General features: G+C 57.0%; 13 protein-coding genes. 9 read left to right on the top strand and 4 right to left on the bottom strand.

The window, feature by feature from the left end; genetic code table 11:
• Positions 1-377: 377 nt before the first annotated feature.
• From RPB_RS15395 to RPB_RS15410, 4 genes are read right to left on the bottom strand one after another with little or no spacing between them, the layout of a single operon-like run.
• The gene (locus RPB_RS15395) at positions 378-3,494 is read right to left on the bottom strand and encodes a type I restriction endonuclease subunit R (protein ID WP_011441938.1); all 3,117 of its coding nucleotides are present in this window, start codon (positions 3,492-3,494) and stop codon (positions 378-380) included.
• Positions 3,487-4,692, bottom strand: a complete 1,206-nt coding sequence (locus RPB_RS15400) for an AAA family ATPase (protein WP_011441939.1) — start codon at positions 4,690-4,692, stop codon at positions 3,487-3,489. The genes RPB_RS15395 and RPB_RS15400 overlap by 8 nt, the downstream gene beginning before the upstream one ends.
• Positions 4,693-5,928, bottom strand: coding sequence for a restriction endonuclease subunit S (locus RPB_RS15405; protein WP_011441940.1), 1,236 nt, complete (start codon positions 5,926-5,928; stop codon positions 4,693-4,695).
• Positions 5,925-7,472 carry a type I restriction-modification system subunit M gene (locus RPB_RS15410; RefSeq protein WP_011441941.1) on the bottom strand — a complete coding sequence of 516 codons (1,548 nt, stop codon included), beginning with the start codon at positions 7,470-7,472 and terminating at the stop codon, positions 5,925-5,927. The genes RPB_RS15405 and RPB_RS15410 overlap by 4 nt, the downstream gene beginning before the upstream one ends.
• A gap of 1,260 nt (positions 7,473-8,732) precedes the next feature.
• Here RPB_RS15410 and RPB_RS15415 point away from each other — a divergent pair.
• The 9 genes from RPB_RS15415 (at position 8,733) to RPB_RS15460 (ending at position 20,030) form a co-directional block, all read left to right on the top strand.
• The gene (locus tag RPB_RS15415) at positions 8,733-10,358 is read left to right on the top strand and encodes a Fic family protein (protein ID WP_011441943.1); all 1,626 of its coding nucleotides are present in this window, start codon (positions 8,733-8,735) and stop codon (positions 10,356-10,358) included.
• A gap of 944 nt (positions 10,359-11,302) precedes the next feature.
• Positions 11,303-11,674, top strand: a complete 372-nt coding sequence (locus RPB_RS15420; protein WP_041798276.1) for a hypothetical protein — start codon at positions 11,303-11,305, stop codon at positions 11,672-11,674.
• Between the two features lie 259 nt (positions 11,675-11,933).
• Positions 11,934-12,503: an RNA polymerase sigma factor gene (locus tag RPB_RS15430; protein ID WP_011441945.1), complete on the top strand. Its 570-nt coding sequence runs from the start codon at positions 11,934-11,936 to the stop codon at positions 12,501-12,503.
• A gap of 10 nt (positions 12,504-12,513) precedes the next feature.
• Positions 12,514-13,293, top strand: coding sequence for a hypothetical protein (locus tag RPB_RS15435; protein ID WP_011441946.1), 780 nt, complete (start codon positions 12,514-12,516; stop codon positions 13,291-13,293).
• A 459-nt stretch (positions 13,294-13,752) separates the two neighbouring features.
• Positions 13,753-14,160, top strand: a complete 408-nt coding sequence (locus RPB_RS15440) for a DUF6634 family protein (RefSeq protein WP_011441947.1) — start codon at positions 13,753-13,755, stop codon at positions 14,158-14,160.
• A complete protein-coding gene (locus tag RPB_RS24210; RefSeq protein ID WP_011441948.1) occupies positions 14,157-15,743 on the top strand; it encodes an AAA family ATPase in 1,587 nt (528 codons plus the stop codon). The genes RPB_RS15440 and RPB_RS24210 overlap by 4 nt, the downstream gene beginning before the upstream one ends.
• 621 nt (positions 15,744-16,364) lie before the next feature.
• Positions 16,365-18,770, top strand: coding sequence for a HAMP domain-containing sensor histidine kinase (locus tag RPB_RS15450; RefSeq protein WP_011441949.1), 2,406 nt, complete (start codon positions 16,365-16,367; stop codon positions 18,768-18,770).
• The gene (locus RPB_RS15455; protein WP_011441950.1) at positions 18,763-19,416 is read left to right on the top strand and encodes a response regulator transcription factor; all 654 of its coding nucleotides are present in this window, start codon (positions 18,763-18,765) and stop codon (positions 19,414-19,416) included. The genes RPB_RS15450 and RPB_RS15455 overlap by 8 nt, the downstream gene beginning before the upstream one ends.
• A 296-nt stretch (positions 19,417-19,712) precedes the next feature.
• Complete coding sequence (locus tag RPB_RS15460) at positions 19,713-20,030, top strand: hypothetical protein (RefSeq protein WP_011441951.1); 318 nt, start codon at positions 19,713-19,715, stop codon at positions 20,028-20,030.
• Positions 20,031-20,198: the final 168 nt, after the last annotated feature.

The following is a 20,198-nucleotide window of genomic DNA, read 5'->3' on the forward strand; positions in this document are numbered from 1 at the left end:
AGTTGATGCGGCTGCGCAAAACCAGATGCGGTTGGCTTCGTTGCCAACGCATTTATTTCTCGGATGGTCGGTTGCCCTGCAACCGGACTAGGCCCGCGCCAATGCGCCAATGAGCGGGGGGAAGCCGTCAAAACTGCCGCCAGCGGAGGGGTCACCCGTCATGCACAAGCGAAGCGCGGAAGGTCGGGGAAACCGCTAGCTGCGCCGAAGTGAACGCCAAGGCTTGCTCTTGACGGAGGACGGAGCCGCAGACCCCTTAAACCAGACACAGAAAACGCCAGCCCGCCTGCTGGCATCCATTCACCCACAAAACTCGAATGAAACCTTCCCAAGTGCGAGAAGTGCGCCGAACAATACTCGTCCGAGAATACTTCCAATTAGATTTTTCCACCAACACCTTTAAACTTTTCAACGAAAGCAGAAATGCGCTGGAACACGTTGCGTTTCTTGTTGAGATACTCCGGATTGAGGGGGCTCATTTTTGGCAGGATCGAATTCAGCTCCGTACCGTTCTCGCTCGCATACTCTCGCTTAATTGATGTCGCGATATAGCGCTTCGCAGCGTCCGGATTCAGCTTTTCGCCGATAATGAGCTCTTCCGCTTCGCGGCGTTGTTCCGCTTGTGCGAATGCAAAGAAGGCCTCGATCACCCCCGCTTTGTCCCCGAGTTCATCGAGATTTGTCTGATTTATGAAATCGACGATGAGGCTTTCCTTTGCACGGTTGCCGATACTCGCGCGGATGACGCGGCGAATTTCACCGACGAGCTCAGACTTGCTTTTCGTCTTTTTATTATGCTCAAAAATGAGCTCAAGAATGTAATCAAGATTGATTTCCTGGGATTTCAGCAGATCAACCTCGAAGACAACATCGCCCCAATCAATATTCGACTCGACTTGCTCAGAGCTTGCCTTTTCTCGGCGAAGCCAGTCCCGGATATCGTTGTAGGTCGAACGGTAGTCCTGGATCCTCCGGTCTTCGGGCATTTTGACAGTCTTCAGGTTTTCAACGTCATCATCGCTCAGATGATGCCGTTCTTTGAAGGCTGTTAGAGCTTCGGCATCCCTCTGATCGATCTCCTGAAGCTCTCTGAGGTTGGCAAATTCATCGTAGTTCTGCAGGATATTCTCAACACGGAGATACTCACCGAAGAGCTTCGCAAAGGCCTTTTTGTCAGCCTCCTTTGCAATCGCCGAGGGGTCGGGGAAACGCTCTTCAAGCTCCTTCACAACATCCATGAAGCCGCGTCTTGCTTCTCCGGTCGTCTGGTCCGTAAAGCCCTCCATGTATTCCGAGTAGCTTTTTTCGAGGACGACGTTCCTGGTGTTCGCATTACCGAACAGCGTAATCGCTTTGACGGTCGCCTCTTCAAGGTCGCGGAAGGTGACGATGTTTCCGAATGACTTGGTCGCATCATAAATGCGGTTGGTACGGGAATAGGCCTGAATGAGACCATGAAAGCGCAGGTTCTTGTCCACGAACAGCGTGTTGAGCGTCGGCGCATCAAAGCCAGTCAGGAACATGCCCACCACAATGAGCAGATCCACTTCTTTGGACTTCACCCGCTTGGCCAGATCCCGATAATAGTTCTGGAAGCCTTTGCTATCGACGCTGAAGTTCGTTTTGAAAAACGCATTGTAATCCGCGATGGCCGCGCTCAGGAACTCCTTGGCGCTGCTGTTTAGCGCGGAAACCTCAAAGCTCTCGTCGGGAATGTCGCCAATTGCGTCCTGCTCCTCATTAGCCGCAAATGAAAAGATCGTCGCGATTTTCAATGTTTTATCGCTGTCTGCCTGCAGCTTGTTCAGGCTCTCATAATAGAGCTTTGCCGCCTCGACACTGCTCACGGCAAACATGGCATTGAAGCCCTTATTGTCCCCATACAGTCGATGCGTTTTGCGGCGAAAGTTGTCTAGGATGTACTGGGAAATCTCGCCGATGCGCTGAGGATTCTGAAGCGCCTGCCTATTCTCAGCGGCAGTCAGCTTCTTCTCATCCTGCTCGGTCTCAATGACCTTAAATTGCGGGCGCACATCGTTATAATCAACCTTGAATTTCAGCACCTTTTCGTCACGGATGGCGTCGGTGATGACGTAGGAGTGAAGCTCGCTCCCGAAGACGCTGGCCGTTGTCTCCCCACCCGAAGCATTTTCAGGGAAGATCGGCGTGCCAGTGAAGCCAAACTGGCAGAAGGATTTGAATTTGCGTTTGAGGTTCTTCTGCGCCTCACCAAACTGGCTGCGGTGACACTCATCGAAAATGACGACAACGCGCTGGCTATAGACAGGCAGGTCGCCTTCGCTTTTCATCAGATTGTTGAGCTTCTGAATCGTCGTCACGATGATTTTGTTGTCGTCCTTGGACAGATTGCGCTTCAAACCGGCGGTACTGTCTGAACCGTTCACGCTGTCCGGAGAGAAGCGCTGATACTCCTTCATCGTCTGGTAATCGAGATCTTTGCGGTCGACCACGAAAAAGACCTTGTCGATGAAGTCGAGCTGTGTGGCGAGGCGCGCCGCCTTAAAGCTGGTCAGCGTCTTGCCTGAACCTGTCGTGTGCCAGATAAATCCGCCGCTTTCGGGCTTGCCCAAAATCTTGCCTTCAGAGGTCTTGGCTTCGAAGGAGCTTCTGATTTTCCTTAGGATGCGTTCTGTCGCCGCGATCTGGTAGGGGCGCATCACCAAAAGGGTATCGCTTACATCAAACACGGAATAGTCCAGCAACACCTTCAAAAGGGTGCGCTTCTCGAAGAAGGTCGCTGTGAAATCCTTTAAGTCCCGGATCAGACTGTTGTCAGCCTGCGCCCAGTTCATCGTGAAATCGAAGCTGTTCTTGTCGCGCTTGGTCGTGTTGGCAAAATAGCGCGTGTCGGTGCCATTGGAGATCACGAAGATCTGGAGATATTTGAAAAGCGAGCTGTCAGAGTTGAAGCTCTCTTTGCTGTAGCGGTGAATCTGATTGAACGCTTCGCGGATGGCAACGCCGCGCTTTTTCAGCTCGACCTGCAGCAGCGGCAGACCGTTCACGAGGATCGTTACATCATAGCGATTCGCATGCGTTCCTGCCTGCTCGAACTGCTTGATGACCTGAACCTTGTTGCGGCTGACATTGCCCTTGTCGACGAGGTAGATATTCTGAATCCGCCCATTGTCGAAGACGAAATCGAAGATGTAGTCGTCATGGAGCTTGCGGGCCTTGTCCGTTGCGCTGTCGCTTGGATTGTCCAAATAGGTTTCGACGAAGCGCGCCCATTCCTTATCAGTAAACTGAACATCATTGAGCGCTTGCAACTGAACACGCACATTGGCCAGCATGGCGTGTGTTGACTTCAGATCGGCCCGAACTTCATAGCCCTGATTGCGTAGGTCCTGGATCAGCTCGCGTTCAAGATCGGCCTCGGACTGATAGCTGTCAGCGGCTTCCCAGGCGCGCACATATTTATCGAGCACGATGAAGCGATTGGTCTCAGCTATGGGAGTGGTCTGCTCAGGCATTTTCACCTTCCCAATGCCAACTTTGATAATTCTTGGCAATATTCTTGACTAAGTATCGAAAAACCCGCTTGTCATCATCGCTTATGTACTGAATCTCTTCGCCAGATTGCTTGGAGTGGCTCGAAATATTTAGAATTCTTGATTGATAAGGATTTGGCCTACCGTCGGCGGTCTTGGGAAGAAGTTCATTCCAACGATTATGACCGAGAAATGTCGAGCTTTTTTCCAAAATATTCCGTATGAAGTTGAAGTGATACTTTTTTATTTCCCCATTTTCTGAAGCTGCTTGAAGCTCTCGGAGCAAGTACAGGTGATACGAAAACGGGGAGTCGTTCGGCTGTGGCGACAAACTGAAAGTTCCATCTCCTTCTTTTTCAAGGCGGTATTTTGAGTACGTCTTTCCCTTGTAGCTCAGTGCTTTGTCATCACCATTTAATTCATTGTGAAGTACATTAAAGAATAATGGGTTGTGCGTTGTAATGACAAACCTCAAACCTACGCCTTCGACATAAGCACTCCTTTTTACGAGGTGAGCTACATCGACCGCAAGCTGGATGAGGTGGTTCTCATCGAGGGAGCTGACAGGATCATCGATGAATATGTACTCGAGGTTATTGAATTGATCCGTCTCACGCTCGTCCACGTCGACGACGTTTCGAGTACTGATGACCTGATCCAGCAGGCAATAGAACACGCTCCAAATGAAATTGCTTTCTTCACCCTTCGAGATTTTCAGATTTCCGACGCTTTCGTCGTCGCCGCGTTCGAGTGAGAAAGTTACTTCAGAAAACGCAGGCACGGTGACCTCGTTGCCATCCCTGCCTTTGGCTTTGTACTCCTCGTTGAAGCGGGGCGTCAGATTCGGCTGAGTGTAACGCTGAAATTCGGTGATGACGTTGATGTCGAGCCCAAGATCTTCAAAGGCGGATTTGGTGAACGCATTCGGCTGGATACAAAGCTTCCGCTCGACATCGCCAGTCAGATCATTGTCCCAATAGAACAGGTCTTCGGTGAAGGCGTTGTAGTAGAGCACCTTCGGGCGATAATCGTCGTCCCGTTCCTCGGTCTTCGGGTCGATCAGTTCCCTGAATTCGCGCGACAGTCGCGTCTTGCCGGAGGCATTGAACGCATAGATCAGCTGCACCTTCTTGTCGGCATCTCGCAGCGTTTTAGCAATTTCGGTCAGCGTCTGTCCCATTTAGAAAGCCTCCGCGTCCGGCTTGGGGAAGCTCAGCAGCTGATCGCGGTAATAGGCATACTGCTTTTCACGCAGCTCGATTTCACGCGGCAGGATCTCAGTGAGGGAAGTCGTCAGCGCATCCAACTTGTCGAGGATGGCGGCGACGCGCTTTTGGGCTTCTAGCGATATTTTAGGGTCATCTGGAAAGGGAATCGGGATTGGTATTTTCTCGACTTGATGACTCATCAGCTTCGGGTTGCCCATTCCACTGTAAACATGCTTCTTGGCCTCCGTCGAAAGCCAAAAAGATAAAAATTTTAGGTCCAGCGGGCACGTTCCATTTTCTTTTATTACGCCGCAAACGTTAGTAATCGAGAATTTTTCGTTTCTATAGAATACAGTTCCGGCGTTTGCTCCGTCTGTGGTCCAACTGACGTACTCACCGTCAAAGTCAAACGTGTCGATCTGGCCAATCATGCCGTTGTTTGCAGTTTGGGAGCTGTAGACCGGGTACACACCGGCGTTATCTCGCAGGTAGCCCTTCGACATAACTCGCCCTCGGCGTAGAGTCGCGATATCCCCCAGCGTCTTCCACTCCACCTCATCTTCATTGAAGGTCAAGAGCTGGTCGCGGTAGTGGCTGTATTGTTTTTTGCGCTGGGCAAGCTCGGCGGCAAGCCCCGCGGTAAGCTCAGCGGTAAGCTCGGTGAATGTGTCCAGTATTCGGACGATCTCCCCCTGTATCGCCAGCGACTTCTCCGGATCATCCGGGCATGGAATGGGAATTTTGAACGCTTTCACCTTGCCGTCTGATATCGCTGGGTATGCAGCCCCACTCTGATTCTCCTCGACGTAATTCTTGAATTCTGTTGTGCCAAGCCAGTGCAAAATCCACTTAGGTAGTACCTGATCCTTCTTTGCTCTGAGCACGCAGTAACCCGTGCTGGCGACGTTTCCGGCCAGTTCGGAGTCGATTAGGCAGTATCGTTGTTGAGCGGGGCGCGTCGTAGCGAAAATGACGTCATTTTCTTTAACGAGCTTCTGCGCTCTGCTTGGCGCGGTCTCGGCTGTAATCTCGCTTGCCTCGGTAACGCGTTTGGTTTTGATGTCGACGGAGGTGAGATCAATATATTGGTAAACGCCGTCGGCTTGTGACCATTTGATGTTCGCTGTTGGTTGAGTGACCTCCCCCAATGGTTCCCACTCCACATCAGCCCCATCCAGCAGCTCCTCCAGAAACCCTGCCGCGCTCATGCGTCAATCTCCGCAATGATGGCGTCGATGTCGGCGCGCAGCTGGTCGATCCGCAGAACCGTGGTTCTGATCTTCGCATTCAGCTCACCAATACTGACAATCTCGCGCGTGTCGCGCGGCTCGACATAGGAGCTGACCGAGAGGTTATAGCCGCGCTCCACGATGATCTCATACTGCACCGAGGCGGCGACATGATCGACGTCTTCCTTACGATCAAAAATCTCCATCACCCGCGCGATGTGATCGTCCGTCATCAGATTGGTGTTGGTGGCCTTCTTGAAAAACTCTTCGCCGCTGGCGTCGATGAACTGGATGGCCGTGTCCGTCTTGTTCTTGGCGAGGACAAGGATCGTCACGGCGATGGTCGTGCCATAGAAGAGGTTGGAGGCGAGCGCTATCACTGTCTCAACGTAATTGTTATCGACCAGATATTGTCGGATCTTCTTCTCCGCCCCGTCGCGATAGAAAATGCCCGGAAAGCAGACGATCGCCGCGCGGCCCTTGGCCGAGAGATAGCTAAGCGCATGGAGCACAAAGGCGAAATCGGCCTTTGATTTGGGTGCCAACACCCCCGCCGGAGCAAAGCGGTCATCGTTGATTAGGGTCGGATCGTCTGAGCCGATCCACTTTACCGAATAAGGCGGGTTGGAGACGATGGCGTCAAAGGGTTTGTCGTCCTGGAAATGCGGCTGGGTCAGCGTATCGCCGCGCTGGATATTGAACTTGTCGTAGTTGATGTTGTGCAGGAACATGTTCATGCGGGCGAGGTTGTAGGTCGTGTGGTTGATCTCCTGCCCAAAGAAACCCTCTTCGATGATATGTTCGTCAAAATGCTTCTTCGCCTGCAACAGTAGCGAGCCGGAGCCGCAGGCCGGGTCGTAAATCTTGTTAACTTGTGTTTGCCCGTGCATGGCGAGCTGCGCGATGAGCTTTGAGACATGTTGAGGCGTGAAGAACTCCCCGCCGGACTTGCCCGCATTGGCGGCGTAGTTCGAGATCAGGAATTCGTAGGCATCGCCGAACAAATCAATCTGGCTGTTGTGGAAGTCGCCGAAATCGAGCTCTGCAACGCGTTTCAGGACCTTGGCTAATCGGCTGTTCTTTTCCGAGACGGTATGGCCAAGACGCGTGCTGGTCGTGTCGAAATCGGCGAAAAGACCTCTGATGTCCTGCTCGGAAGGGTAGCCATTGGCCGATGATTCAATCGCCGCGAAGATGTGCGCTAGGTCGGTGTTCAGGCTGTGATTGATGTTGGCGTTCTTCGCGACATTCACGAACAGCTGGCTGGGATAGATGAAATAGCCCTTGGTCTTGATGGCATCATCCTTGATGTCATCGGTGATGACGTCATCGGATAGAGCCGCATAATCGATGCTCTCATCATCCGCCTCGATATAAGCGGCGAAGTTCTCGCTGATGAACCGATAGAAGAGTGTACCTAGGACATATTGCTTGAAGTCCCAGCCATCAACGGAGCCGCGAACATCGTTTGCGATATCCCAGATTTTCCGTTGTAGCGCCGCGCGTTGTTCTTGCCCCGTCATGTTTTCTTATCCCTTTTCGCGCTGGCCACTCGATTGATGTTGTCCTTAGTACTCACACGCAGAAACCGCCCGGTGTCGCCAACGTTGAACCTGGGCTGTTTGTTGTCGTGAGCGGCTGAGTGGTGGCTTCGTGCTCGCGGCGCATGTGCACCGACATACGAGCGCATGAACTCACGCAGGACTTGGGCGGCGGGTTTGTCTTCCGCCTTGCAAGCGGCAACGAATTGCTCCCGCAATTCCCGCTGCACCCTGATTCTGATACCGACATCCTTCATAGCGTGAGCGGTGTAGCCAATGGATACACGTATGTGAAGGCTCTTTCGCACTACCACAGATGTCGGTCAGTCAGAATCTGGGCGGGGTAAAGCACAGACAACCGAGTTCATCTTTGGCAAGATGGTGGATCCAATCGGCGTCGATTTTGCCGCTCAACGGGTGGTCGAAATTTGCTTACGCAAAGGCGGTCTCCGTAGCAGGGCGCTACCCGTCCCGACTCGCCAGCCGACGAACAGCAGATCCCACCTCTGCAGGAAAATACAATACCATCTTCAGAATGTTGACATTCGACGCTCGAAATGGAACACAAGCTTGTAACAGAATCGAACGTCGAATTCCTGCTTTATCGTCAGATATCAATGGGTTACACGAAGAATGGCGGTGCATCCCACCCCTTCCGCCATAAACTGTTGATTGTAATTTGCAAAATCTGTTGACGGGCAAACATACGTTTTACAACCATAACGCGAAAGTGCATTTCGACCTGCAACAATGCTGCAACAAGTTTTCTTGTTGCAGAGGATCTCTCCGGCGCCGACTTTGCCGCAACCGAGCGGTCGTCTCTGAATCGTTGGCTGCCACCCCAACCGCAACGTTCTTGAATATCCCTACCGTTGCGCTTTGAGGATCGGAGAATCGGGATGGCCGCCTGACTGGCCCAGCCGCGGTCCTCACCGCATGCTTACGCGATGTTCGCTCGGATCGGACTCCTACGGCCGCTCACGGGAACCCGATAGCGGACAGTAGATCTGGTCCGGCACCCGATCTTCCTAGTTCGAGATAATCAGGTTGCGATTGTGGAGGCCTAATTCGGCATATCGTTATAGCCTTTCAAGCAGCATCGGCCGGCATCGATCACCCCACTCCGAATCACATGAATCAATTGTCTTTACTCAGCCGAAAATAATTGCAATTTTACGGCCTAAAGAATTGCCCTCACTCGCACAAAATAATTGTTTCTTCACTGCACAAAACAATTGCATCATGCCAGAAGTTGTTCCTCTAAAGGCGAATCCATCCGTGGCTGCTCCAAATGAAAAGCTGGAGAAGTCGCTATCCGCTCTCAAAAAGCTGACGAGCGACGGGGCCCGACGCGTTTTTAAGACGGCGGAGATCGGACGCACGGACCGTGAGCGGCTTGTGAAAAACGGGTTCCTCAAAGAGGTCATGAACGGCTGGCTGATGTTGGCCCGCACCGGCGACAGCACATCTTGGTACTCGTCTTACTGGGAGTTTTGCAGAAGCTACCTCGACGAGCGTTTTGGGGATGATTGGGTACTCTCCCCCGAGAGCACCATCCCCTTGTTGGCCGGCAACACGAACGTTCCGGCTCAGATCGTCGTTCAGGCCCCAAACGCAAACAATCTTGCGGTCAAACTTCCGCACGACACCTCCATTTTTGCCTACAAAACCAAGATCCCGACAGCTGCTCCGGCAGCCTTCGCGGGCATGCGCGTCTATCCGACCGTGGAAGCTATATGCAACGCCGCCCCAAACTTCTGGAGCACCAACAAAACGGATATGGTAGCCCTGCTTGGCTCAATTCGGGACCGCTCGTCTATCCTCAAAGTTCTGCTCGGGAGTGGAAAGACCACTGCAGCCGGCAGGATTGCAGGCGCGTATCGCCAGTTAGGTAAGCCTGCGATCGCGGACGAGATCGTCGCCACCATGAAAAGTGCCGACTACCAGGTTCGCGAAGAAGCGGATCCCTTCCGGGGCGTTGTCGAAATCACTCTGGGCGCTGGCAAACCCGTCGCACCAGTCGTGACGCGTGTGCGCCTGATGTGGGCTCAAATGCGGGATGCAGTTCTCGCCGTTTTCACTGCCGAACCCAGCAAGGTCGACGACATCGACGCCTATATCGATGCGGTCAACGAACGCTACACGTCGGACGCATACCATTCGCTATCCATCGAAGGATATTCGGTCAGCGAAGAGCTCATCGAGAGAGTCAAAAAGGGCCAATGGAGCCCTGAGACAAACGAAGGTGACAAGAAGCAGACCGACGCGATGGCGGCCAAAGGATATCAGTTGGCATTCGACGAGGCCGTCAAATCGGTTCGGCGGGTGCTCGAGGGTGCGGATGCGGCAACGGTCGCCGAAGAAGATCACCTCAAATGGTTTCGTGCGCTGTTCCAACCGTCCATCGCCGCGGGTCTCCTCAAAGCAGAGCGTCTTTCTGGTTACCGGCAACATTTCATATTCATCAAGAATTCCGGACACTCGCCGACAGCCTGGGAATCCTTGCCCGATGCGATGGAGACGTTCTTTGAATGCATCAGAGAGGAAAAGGACCCACGGGTTCGTGCCGTTCTCGGGCATTTCTTGTTCACGTTCATCCACCCTCTCCCAGACGGCAACGGCCGCTCGGGACGCTTCCTGATGAACGTCATGCTTGCGGAAGGCGGATATCCCTGGACGATCATTCCCGTCGATCGGCGCAACGAGTACATGCAGGCCCTAGAGAAAGCGAGCGTTCAAGGCGACATCACGCCGTTCGCGCAATTCGTGGCCGACTGCGCGCGGCTCGAGCCTCCACCACCGCGGCGATTGAAGGCCGGTGAAGTCCAGGCAGAAATCCCAGAAGCCGCGGCAGCACCAAGCCCATGACTCGCGCGGGCGCGCGATGCACACCATCGCCGTCATCCCGACGCACAGCAGCAGCACCATCATGGTGGTGCTGAGACGACCACCGATCGAAGAAATGCTCGCTCATGACGTCGAAGACACCGTCATCTTCGCCGCCTGCTCCGATGGCTTGAAAAGTAGACCTTGCCCGGACAACGCCGAAATACTTCGAGATTCGCCTCCACCGGCGCCAACGCGAACGGCACTGAACCGCCCCCCACCTCTCAATCAATAGGATGGGAAGGACGACGATAGAACTTGCTCACAACGTCTTTTCGGTTGTCCGCAACGCGATAACAGTTGCGATAAACTGATTCAGATCTCCAGATTTCCGTTTCAATCTTCACGAACAGCGATTCGAACTTCGACAATTCCGATTCAAAAGCCTCAGTTAACGTTGCAAACCTCAACGCCGTTGACCGATTGCCAAGCCCCAAGGGTATTGCAAGGACGGCACGGACGGAAGACCGGCATTGCCGTCGCCCCACCTCCGCCTCATGCCCATCAACTTGCGTTATCGGCAATCTGGAAGACGTTCCAAGTACTTCGCTTGCAGTTACCGGCAACGCCGATGCAGTTGCGCATTTTTGATTCAAAGCTCTAAATTTCCGATTCGGTGTTCGATATTTTCGATTCAAAGACCGGCGTTGTGAGAACCCAGCAACAACAATTGGAAGACCGGCGCGCCGAGGTGCCTCACAGGAGGCCGCCTCCGCTTCTTGCATCGTCGTCACTTTGTGAGCAACGAACGTCACCACTCGATAGTGGCACCATTCGTTCTCAAAACGTGATCATATTCGGTGGAAACGGATCACTTCACCGGCGGGATTTGTCTCTTGCAACGCCCTGCGTCAGACTGGAAAGGCTGGAAGTGCGTCTCGCGAAGGGGGCATAACGACCGGCACCGCAGATCGCGAGGAGTTGAGATGAGTAAATCGACCAAAACACGCCGCATCCATCAGGCAGACTATCAGCGCGCATACCGCGAGCAGCAGAAGGCGATTCGGAAACCAACCCGTGACGACGTCGCGCGTCTAGCGCTGTACTTCATGATCAGAGAGGGGCTAAAGGATGGCCATGAACGCAGCCTCGCCGATTGGTGCGAAACCTTGACGAACGGGTTGGTCGAACAGGGTTTCGATCCGGAAGCCACATTGCATCGGCTCCATCAGCTCATCGACCGCTACGCCGATGGCTGGAGCTTCCAGCTCAAACGGCACTTGACGCAGCACACCGTTAGGCAACCTCAATCAAACTGTATTCCCCCCATTACTCCGTCAAACGCCGTTGATGTCTGAATCGCTTAGCACCTCCGCAGCCACAAGCGATGCAAGCGCGGTACAGACCTCATCACGTCCTTCACTTGGGAATTCACCATCCAATCGGTGTAAGAGCCGCCGGCGAAGGTCAATCGCGAGGCGTCGAGGCTGTCGGCGACAGTGCCAAGCTTGTTGACCTGAACCGGAGAGCAAACGGCCCGTCCACAAAATAGGAAAAAGATCCTCGACAAGAAGCCGGGATCCTGCCAGGTTGCCGTCGTCACGAGAGGAGCCATCCATGTCCCACAAGCTTGCGGGCGAATTCATCGACCGCATCATCGCGCTGCGTCCCGTCTTGCTTCGGCATGCCGCTTTCCTGATCGGGAGTCGTGCCGACATTGGATCGCCGGAGGATTTTGTCCAGGACACTCTGGTCACTGCCTTCCAGCACGGCAATCGCTTCGACGATGGAAGTCTATCGGGATGGCTGACTGCGATCCTGCGCAATCACATCAGCAATGCGCGTCGACGAGCTAACCGGCGCAACTTGGTCCTGGAGCCTCTGGACGCAACCGGCGGCGGCGCGGGGATGAACGACTTTCCCGTCGTCGCAACGCAGGGACTTGCACTCGACCTCGAGGACGCCATGGCCGCGCTGAGTACGCTGTCGTCCATCGATCAGGAAATCATCTGGCTGGCCCGGGTCGACGGCTTATCGCCCGAGGAAATCGGGGCGCGTCTTGGATTGGCCGCGGGCAGCGTCTACTCGCGCCTTTCGCGTGCAACGACCAAGCTCCGCGCCACGTATGACGCACCTCCGGCCGCATCCCTGATGCGGCCGCGCGTTCCTTTTCGTCATGCGGCTTGAGGATGCCGTGATGCCCCTGAGAGTTCATCTGGTCGCCGGCTTCAACGGCGGCTCGGGCCGCACCCTGACGGCGGCGTTGCTGGCGTACGGATTCCATCTTCAGGCTCGCCGAACGCTGTTGGTGCGGCAGACTTACGCCGGCTCTGTCTCGGCGATCGACCCGATCGGAGCGACGCTGCCATTGCCCTGTTGCGAATTGTCGCTGCCAAAGCCCTACGAGCTTCCGGCCGATCTTACCGCCGGGTTAGCGACGACGATCCATGATGCCGACGGAAGGTTCATGACTGCCCTGACGGATCTAGCGACGGCCGAAATCGGCGCAGACGGCGACGTCGTTGTGGACCTCTGCTGCCATGAACGCGCCTGCAACGCAGCGACCATCCGCTATGGTGCCGTGATCCTCGTCCCGGTGCGGGCGTCGGTGCTCGAGATCGATTGGGCCGTTCGCAGCTTCAGCCATATCCTCGATTCGCAGCGTTATCGCGACACCCCGGTGCCAACGTTGCTTGCGGCCATAGCTCCCGACAGCGAACGAGCCGGCCAGACGGCATTTCTGAGTGGCATGCTGCGCGACTTCGATCCGGAGCGCGAGTTCGTGCCGGACGAACCAAGGGAAGTCATTGTGGAGGTGCCGTTTCTCGACGGAGCCTCTCTGACCGCCCTCTTGATTGAACGTCCCATTTGGCAGGATCCGACACTGTTCGAGCGCTGCCGCATCTTTGCAGCTGCAGTGGCCCTTCACGCCGACGCGTGCATGACCGTACCGACGGAGGATGCGGATGACCTCTGATCGTCAGGCCCCCTCCTTTAGCCTCGATAGATCGGTCACCAGAGCAGAGGTTGGGGGGTGCTGCGTTGGCTTGAGCCGATGCCCTCGCGTTCAGGGAGGGCAAGGTTGCATTAGCCCCTTCCAACTCTGGAACATGGGTCCGCCGTCCCGAGACCGACCAAGCCACGGCCACCCCGGCGGGGCCTTTCAATGCAGTGGCAACCGGGATGGCTGGCTCCGGCGCCCGCGAGCCGCGCATGAACGCACGACGGTCCGGCGACCGGGGTGTCGAATATCAGGGAGTGCGTCCACTCGATGCCATCCGGCTCTCGCCAATAGCGTTCCGCTACTGCTGCCTTAGCGATAAGGCTCGCGCGACCACCGGCGGCACGTTGGCCGTCTTGAGGCGGGCCGTCTGCCTTCGTCGCCTCCTACCAGCGCCGATCCCCCAATCTTCCACCACAAACCCACGAGCACGCAATGCTGACTCGCGTCTTCCCTTTTCTCGACCCAGGCATGATCACCCACGAGTTCTCCGAGCGGCTGAATTCATTGGCTAGGGATTGCGCCCTTCTCGAACACGACCTTTCCTTCGTCGAATCCAGATTGTGGACGGCGCCAACTCTGGATCTCTATGTCCCTCTGCTGACGCCCCTCGGCCTGCATCTGGTCGGCCAGGTCACGCACCATCCGCTTCTGGGATCGCGCAAGATCGTCACCTCGCAGCTATGGTGGGCCGATCCCGAGGGCCGCTGGGCTCGCACGTTGTCGCGCTTCTACCTCCTCGGCCGCCCCGCCGATCCCGATGGTCGGGAGCACATCACAAGCACGTCTTTGTTTACTTACGATGACCGAGACCTGGACGGCTGGCCCGGAGATTACGATTGATCGGAAACGATGATGACGGTGACGTTCCGCCGTCTCCCGATGCCGTCGATCTGGACGCTACCGTCGACGGTGCCGCAGCAGACTCGGCCGATAGCGACCAAGAGCACTTTCAAGGACTGCCGAGGCTGCTGCGCTACGCAATGCTGGCCAGGGACAACGTCGACGACACCGTCGTGCATCGCCTGATCGCGGAGATCGATGAGCTTTCGCCGAAGCTGCCCCAGAACGCCGACTGGGCGGCCGCGCAGAATTCCGAAACCGGCTTTGCCCTTGCTGCTGAACTCGATCAGCTGGCAGTGGTCCGTGACCTGCCCTTATTGCGCAGCCTCAGTGACTGCGTTCGGTTGCTCACCCTGACGCTGCCATGCGACCCGAAACGGTTCGGGGCGTATCGGCGCGTGGCGCGGGCCATGATCTTTGCCTTCCGCCAGATCGAGGCGAGCCTCGACGACGAGCGCTGCGCCGAGCTTGAGCGAATTGTCTATGGCTTTGCGGCATTGCCGGCAGCAATCGGGGCAAACGACAGCGCCCGCTCATGGCCGGCTATTTCCAGCGCCGCGCATCTGGGCGAGCAATCGGTGCGTCACCGCCTGCGGGCAGTTGTCGTGAGAACCTCCCAGAGCGTCCGACGTCAGATAGAACGGCAAACGGAGCCGAAGAAACCAAAAGATACTCCCTCGATCGACGCCACCACGCCCCATCCGCCAGTCAACGAACCAATAGCGCCCAACCACGTCATTGTGGCCCGGATCGAACAGACGGAGCTCAAGAACCTCAAGTTCATCGAGCCGTTCCGACATGTGCTCAACAATGCCCTGCCGCTGGTCGAGGCAACCGCTCTCGACCGGGTCCGCACCACCTTGGCGGCCGAGTTTCCTTATGCTGTCGAAGTGGTGGACTTCATGCTCACCGACTTGATTGGCCGTCCGACTATACGGCTGCGACCATTGCTGCTGGTCGAAGCACCCGGCAGTGGAAAATCACGTTTCGCACGCAGACTTGGCGAACTGCTGGGAGTCGCAATCTGGCGGACCGACGCATCTCAATCCGACGGGAACGTATTTGCCGGCACAGACCGGCGTTGGAATTCGGCCGAACCCTGCCATCCGCTGCTCGCAATCGCACGCGGCAAGATTGCGAACCCGATCGTCATAATCGACGAGATCGAAAAAGCCGGCACGCGCAGCGACAATGGTAGGCTTTGGGACTGCCTGCTCGGCCTTCTGGAGCCAGAGACCAACGCGCGATATCCCGATCCAGCGCTGCAAACTCCCCTCGACCTCAGCCACGTCAGCTACGTCGCCACGGCAAACACTCTCGATCCATTGCCATCACCGCTGCTGGACCGTCTCCGGATCATCGCGTTCCCGAAGCCGACCCTGGACGATCTCAATGCCCTGTTGCCGGGTTTGATTGAGGCCATTGCTGAGGACCGTGGTGTCGACGGACGTTGGATTGCCCCCCTGGACGCCCATGATTGCGCTGCAATCGCCGCTGTTTGGCCCGGCGGATCGGTGCGCCGGCTACGCCGGGCTGTCGAATTTATCCTTCAGCAGCGAGATCGCACCGCGCCGAGACATTGATCGACTCTATAACCCCGGCAGCACATCAAAGTCGAAGCTTAGCGACCTGCCTAAGACCAAGCAGCCGCCGACAAACACGGCCAGGCGCGGCGAGCTACGTTGCAAACTGGCACTTGTTTGAAGTGCTATAGCTACGGAAGTACAACTGGGTGCTCCTGATTATGCCGGCTGACTGGGGTTGTTGAAAATGCTCGCATAGGATGGATTGTGTTGCGGAGTTGCAGTTTGGAGTCATCCAGACGAGCGTCTGGCCAACTAAAGTAGCTTGCTTCGGGGCCGCGCTGCAAGTCTCGTGAAGCACGCTATCCGTTTCGCTCGTCGGACGCCACTGGCCGGACGACCCTCGGCGCTATACGAACGTTTAGTCCTCCGGTCCGAGCGCCGACGAGCCGCCTCCTTCGTTCCTGTCGGCCCTTTGCACTGTCGAATCCAATCATGGCAGCGATCATTCATCTCGAATAAAGTTTCGCGTAAGGACAGGTGCGCCGCCGATGTGGACGACGCGGCTTCTGCTCTTTACATAGAACGAGCCGACCGTTCGGACCGACGAACAGCGCCCTCCCGGATCTTCGGCTCTCGACCACTCCAGGCGCAAGGCGGCTCCGTGACGGATTCCAGACCATGACGATCTTCTTCTGGAATCCGATTTCGCTGACCTATCTGACCCAGCTGGTCCTGGTGCTGGTGATCGCGGCCCTGCTCGTCAAGACGCAGCTCAGGCGAGATTCGCACGCCGAGACGCCACGTTCGACCATCCTGCTGGCGAGCAGCTTTGGCTTTTATGGCAGCTACAGCGTCTTGAGTTTCCTTCGGGCGATACTGCGCACGGACCTCCAAGCCTGGGTCGAACCACCGATCAGCGTCCTGTCGTCCATCGCGATCGTGCTCTTCGTCCAATTCGCTCATCACTTCCCAGAACCGTTCGCGCGCGAGCGGGTCGAGCGCCGCATCGTAACGGCTCTGTCCATTGTCTTCGTCGCCGTCGAGGTCGGCTTCGCGATCTATCGCTACCAAGAACTCGGCCTCGGGCATGTCGAGTACCGGCCGGCGTTCATGGATCTGCCCGCCTTCGCGGCGATGGGTTGGCTGTTCGTACTGGCTTTTCGTCGGGCTCTTCGCGCTGCGACGGATCGCGATCGAAGCTGTCCACCGGACGCGCCGAAGCGCGAATGGTCGAACAATCCGGCCGCTGCCGCCCGCGCGGTGCTGCTGTTCGCCATCGTGCCTTTGCTGTTGGTGATCGTCACCCTGTTGCAGGCCTATCACCTGATCGGTGTCGAGACGCGGGAGGTTGCCGCCGCCTTGCTGAACCTCGCGGGGCTTCTCGGTTTCCTTCTTCTCTATTTGAACTACTTCGTGACCGAAGGGTCGTTCTCGATCAAACTGAGCAGCACCGCGCTCGCTCTCGTTCTGGGAGGCTTCACCAGCGTCGCCTGGATCATCGGCTTCGACTTTTCCGGCGCCTACAAGGGCGACACTTCCAGACTCAGATATCAGACCCACGTCTTCCGCCCCACGGCCGAGGGCGGCTACAACGTTTCTCGCGTCGACTATGCGTTCGTCCCGGTCGAGGCACAGGTCCGCCAGCCCGGAGCCTTCCGAATCGAGTTGCCGTTCGACTTTCCGTTCTTTTCGAAAGTCCACCGCGAGGCCTTCATCCGCGAGGACGGCATGGTGGGATTCGACTCCGTCCCAACCTGGCCCGACACGGTGTTCCGGAATGGCGCGCAACCGGCGATCTTTCCACTAGCGGTCGATCTCGCCGAGCCGGCGTCGAACGTGTCCGCGGAGGAGGGAATTCACCTGTCCACCTCTCCGGAGGAGGTGGTCGTCACATGGTCAGGCTGGTCCCGCGCCGGGGAGACGGGCGATCACTACGTGTTCCAAATGATCTTGCGGCCATCGGGCGAGATCCAATTCTCCTATCAGGAGCTACCGCGGATTCTGCTCAACGATCTGTTCATGCCCAACCGGGTGCCGATGCTCATGGGAGTGACCCCTGGATTCTCCAACGGCGAGACGCGGCTCGTACACTTCCAGCGGGGACAACCCTTGCACGGACCGCCAGGGACCGGCCTGATCGAGAACTTTCGGTTGGACTACCTCGCCTATCTGAACGGGATCTACACCCCTCTCGCCTGGCTGATCCTGGTCACCTCGCCGGCAACGTTGCTGGTGTTTCAAGCTTTGTTCCGGACCAACCTCGTGCGTCCGCTCGACGCGCTGCTCGCCGGCGTCGGACGGTTTCGCGAGGGGACGCTCTCCCGGCGCCTGCCGATCCACTTCCCCGACGAGATCGGCTATCTGACTCGATCCTTCAACGAGATGGCCGAGAAGCAGAACGATCTGCTGAACGGTCTGGAAGACCGCGTCACGGAACGCACCGCGGAGGTCACGATCCTGGCCGACCGCAATGCCCGGCTCGAGGAGCGCAGCCGGATTTCGAGCGACCTCCACGACGCCGTCAGCCAGACCCTGTTTTCTGCAGTGCTGATTGCCGAAACCCTGCCCGAGCAGTGGAAGCGTGACAGGACCAAGGCCGAGGCTCTGCTTACCGACCTCGCCCGGCTGAACCGTTCGGCACTTGATGAGATGCGCGACCTCCTGAGCCGCGTCCGGTCGCGGGATCTCATCGACCCTGTCCTCGGGACGCTCCTTCGCGGCCTCGTCGCGCGGTTCGAGGAACGCCACGCTCTCGGAATCAGCTTGACGGTAGGCAGCGACGCTCGCCTGGACGAAGACGTTCAGATCGCCTTCTTTCGGATCGCACAGGAAGGACTGAACAACGTCATGAAACACGCCTCCTCCTCGACCGTGCGGCTGTTCTACGAGGCGCTCGAAGGTCAGGCAATCCTGACGATCGAGGACGACGGCAACGGATTCGACACCGCTCACCTTCGCGAAGGCAGCATGGGCCTGCAGATCATGGCGGAGCGGGCAAGAAAGATCGGCGCCGTTCTCGAGACGACGTCGAGTCCGGGCCACGGGACGCAGATCACGCTCATCTGGAATCAAAACGATGCCTGAGACCTCGATCCGCCTGCTGATCGCCGACGATCATCCGGTCGTAAGGGCCGGCCTGCGCCTCGTGCTCGGCACCATTTCCGGATTGTCCGTCGTCGCGGAGGCGGAATCTGGAGAGGAAGCCCTCTACTTGTGCTCAAAGCACCGTCCAGACATCGTTATCATGGACGTGAAGATGGCCGGCATCGGAGGCACTTCATCCACCCGCGCGATCTGCCAGACCTATCACCCCGGCACCCGGGTTCTCGGTCTCACGACCGAGGCGGATACGACCACGGTGTCCCAGATGATCGACGCGGGGGCGAGCGGGCTGCTGCTCAAGACCTGCACCGTGAACGAACTCGAGACCGCGATCCGCGACGTCTTGGCGGGCCGCATCGTCCTCGACCCCCTGCTGCAGAAGGGCGCACCCCGGGCACGAACGGCGGCAGCGGAAAGCGAGATCACCCTCGGCAGCCAGCAGAAGAAGGTGCTGGCGCTACTCGTCAAGGGCTTCACCAATTCCGAGATCGCCGAGCGGCTCGGCATCTCGCTGCCGACCGCGCGCTATCACGTCAGCGCAATTCTGGTGAAGTTGGGAGCCTCGAACCGAGCCGAAGCAGCGGGATTGGCGGTCCGCTTGAACATCGTTGGGGCCGACGATTATTGACCCGCTTGGGGGCTGGCGGATGAGGGCCGCTCGACGCCCGTCGCCTGCTCCCGACGCTTACCGCGAGGCCGTCGCCAGCCTCGCCGATGAGGCCCTCTATCTTCGTACAGTCCAAACTGGCCGACCGTCTCATTCCCGTCCCCCCGCCCCCGAATTAGGTTGATCGGGCGGCGCGGTTCACCCTTGCTGATTGCCCGGTCGGATCGACGTCGGACAACTCTCTTTCGGCCCCGCTGGTCGAAAGGGTTCGTCGTATATCCGCACACAACATCACAACAACTCGAAAGGAAATCTCGATGAAGCTCTCTTGGAATGCTGCGATCGTCGCCGGCACCGTACTCGGCGTCGTCCTGTCGTCCGGCGTGGCTCTCGCCAAGGCCGGAAGCTGTAATGGCGTGAGCGGATATTACGGCACCAACACCGCAATCGTCGTCGGCGCTGACGGAAAGACCGTGAATGTCGTTGTCGCCAACGGCACCCGCCCGAACGCCTACGGCACCTGCGACGGCAACCAACTGGCCGTCAATTTCCCGGATGACCATACGATCAAGGCCACCTTCGACGGCAAGGTCATCAAGTGGGACAACAACACGACCTGGACCAAGGCCAAGTAAGCCGATATGTATTGAACGTACTTGCCGGGACGTGCCCGGCAAGTGCGCTGCGCGACTCGAGCCTGCCCCGAAATTCGACGCCGTCGACGCTTGCCCGCAAGGGAGATTGCAGAGCCGATCTCACTTTCCTATCACGCGGGACGCCTTGCTGAGACTCGACGAAATTGC

Origin of the sequence: Rhodopseudomonas palustris HaA2, assembly GCF_000013365.1 — a bacterium.
Lineage (GTDB): Bacteria > Pseudomonadota > Alphaproteobacteria > Rhizobiales > Xanthobacteraceae > Rhodopseudomonas > Rhodopseudomonas palustris_J.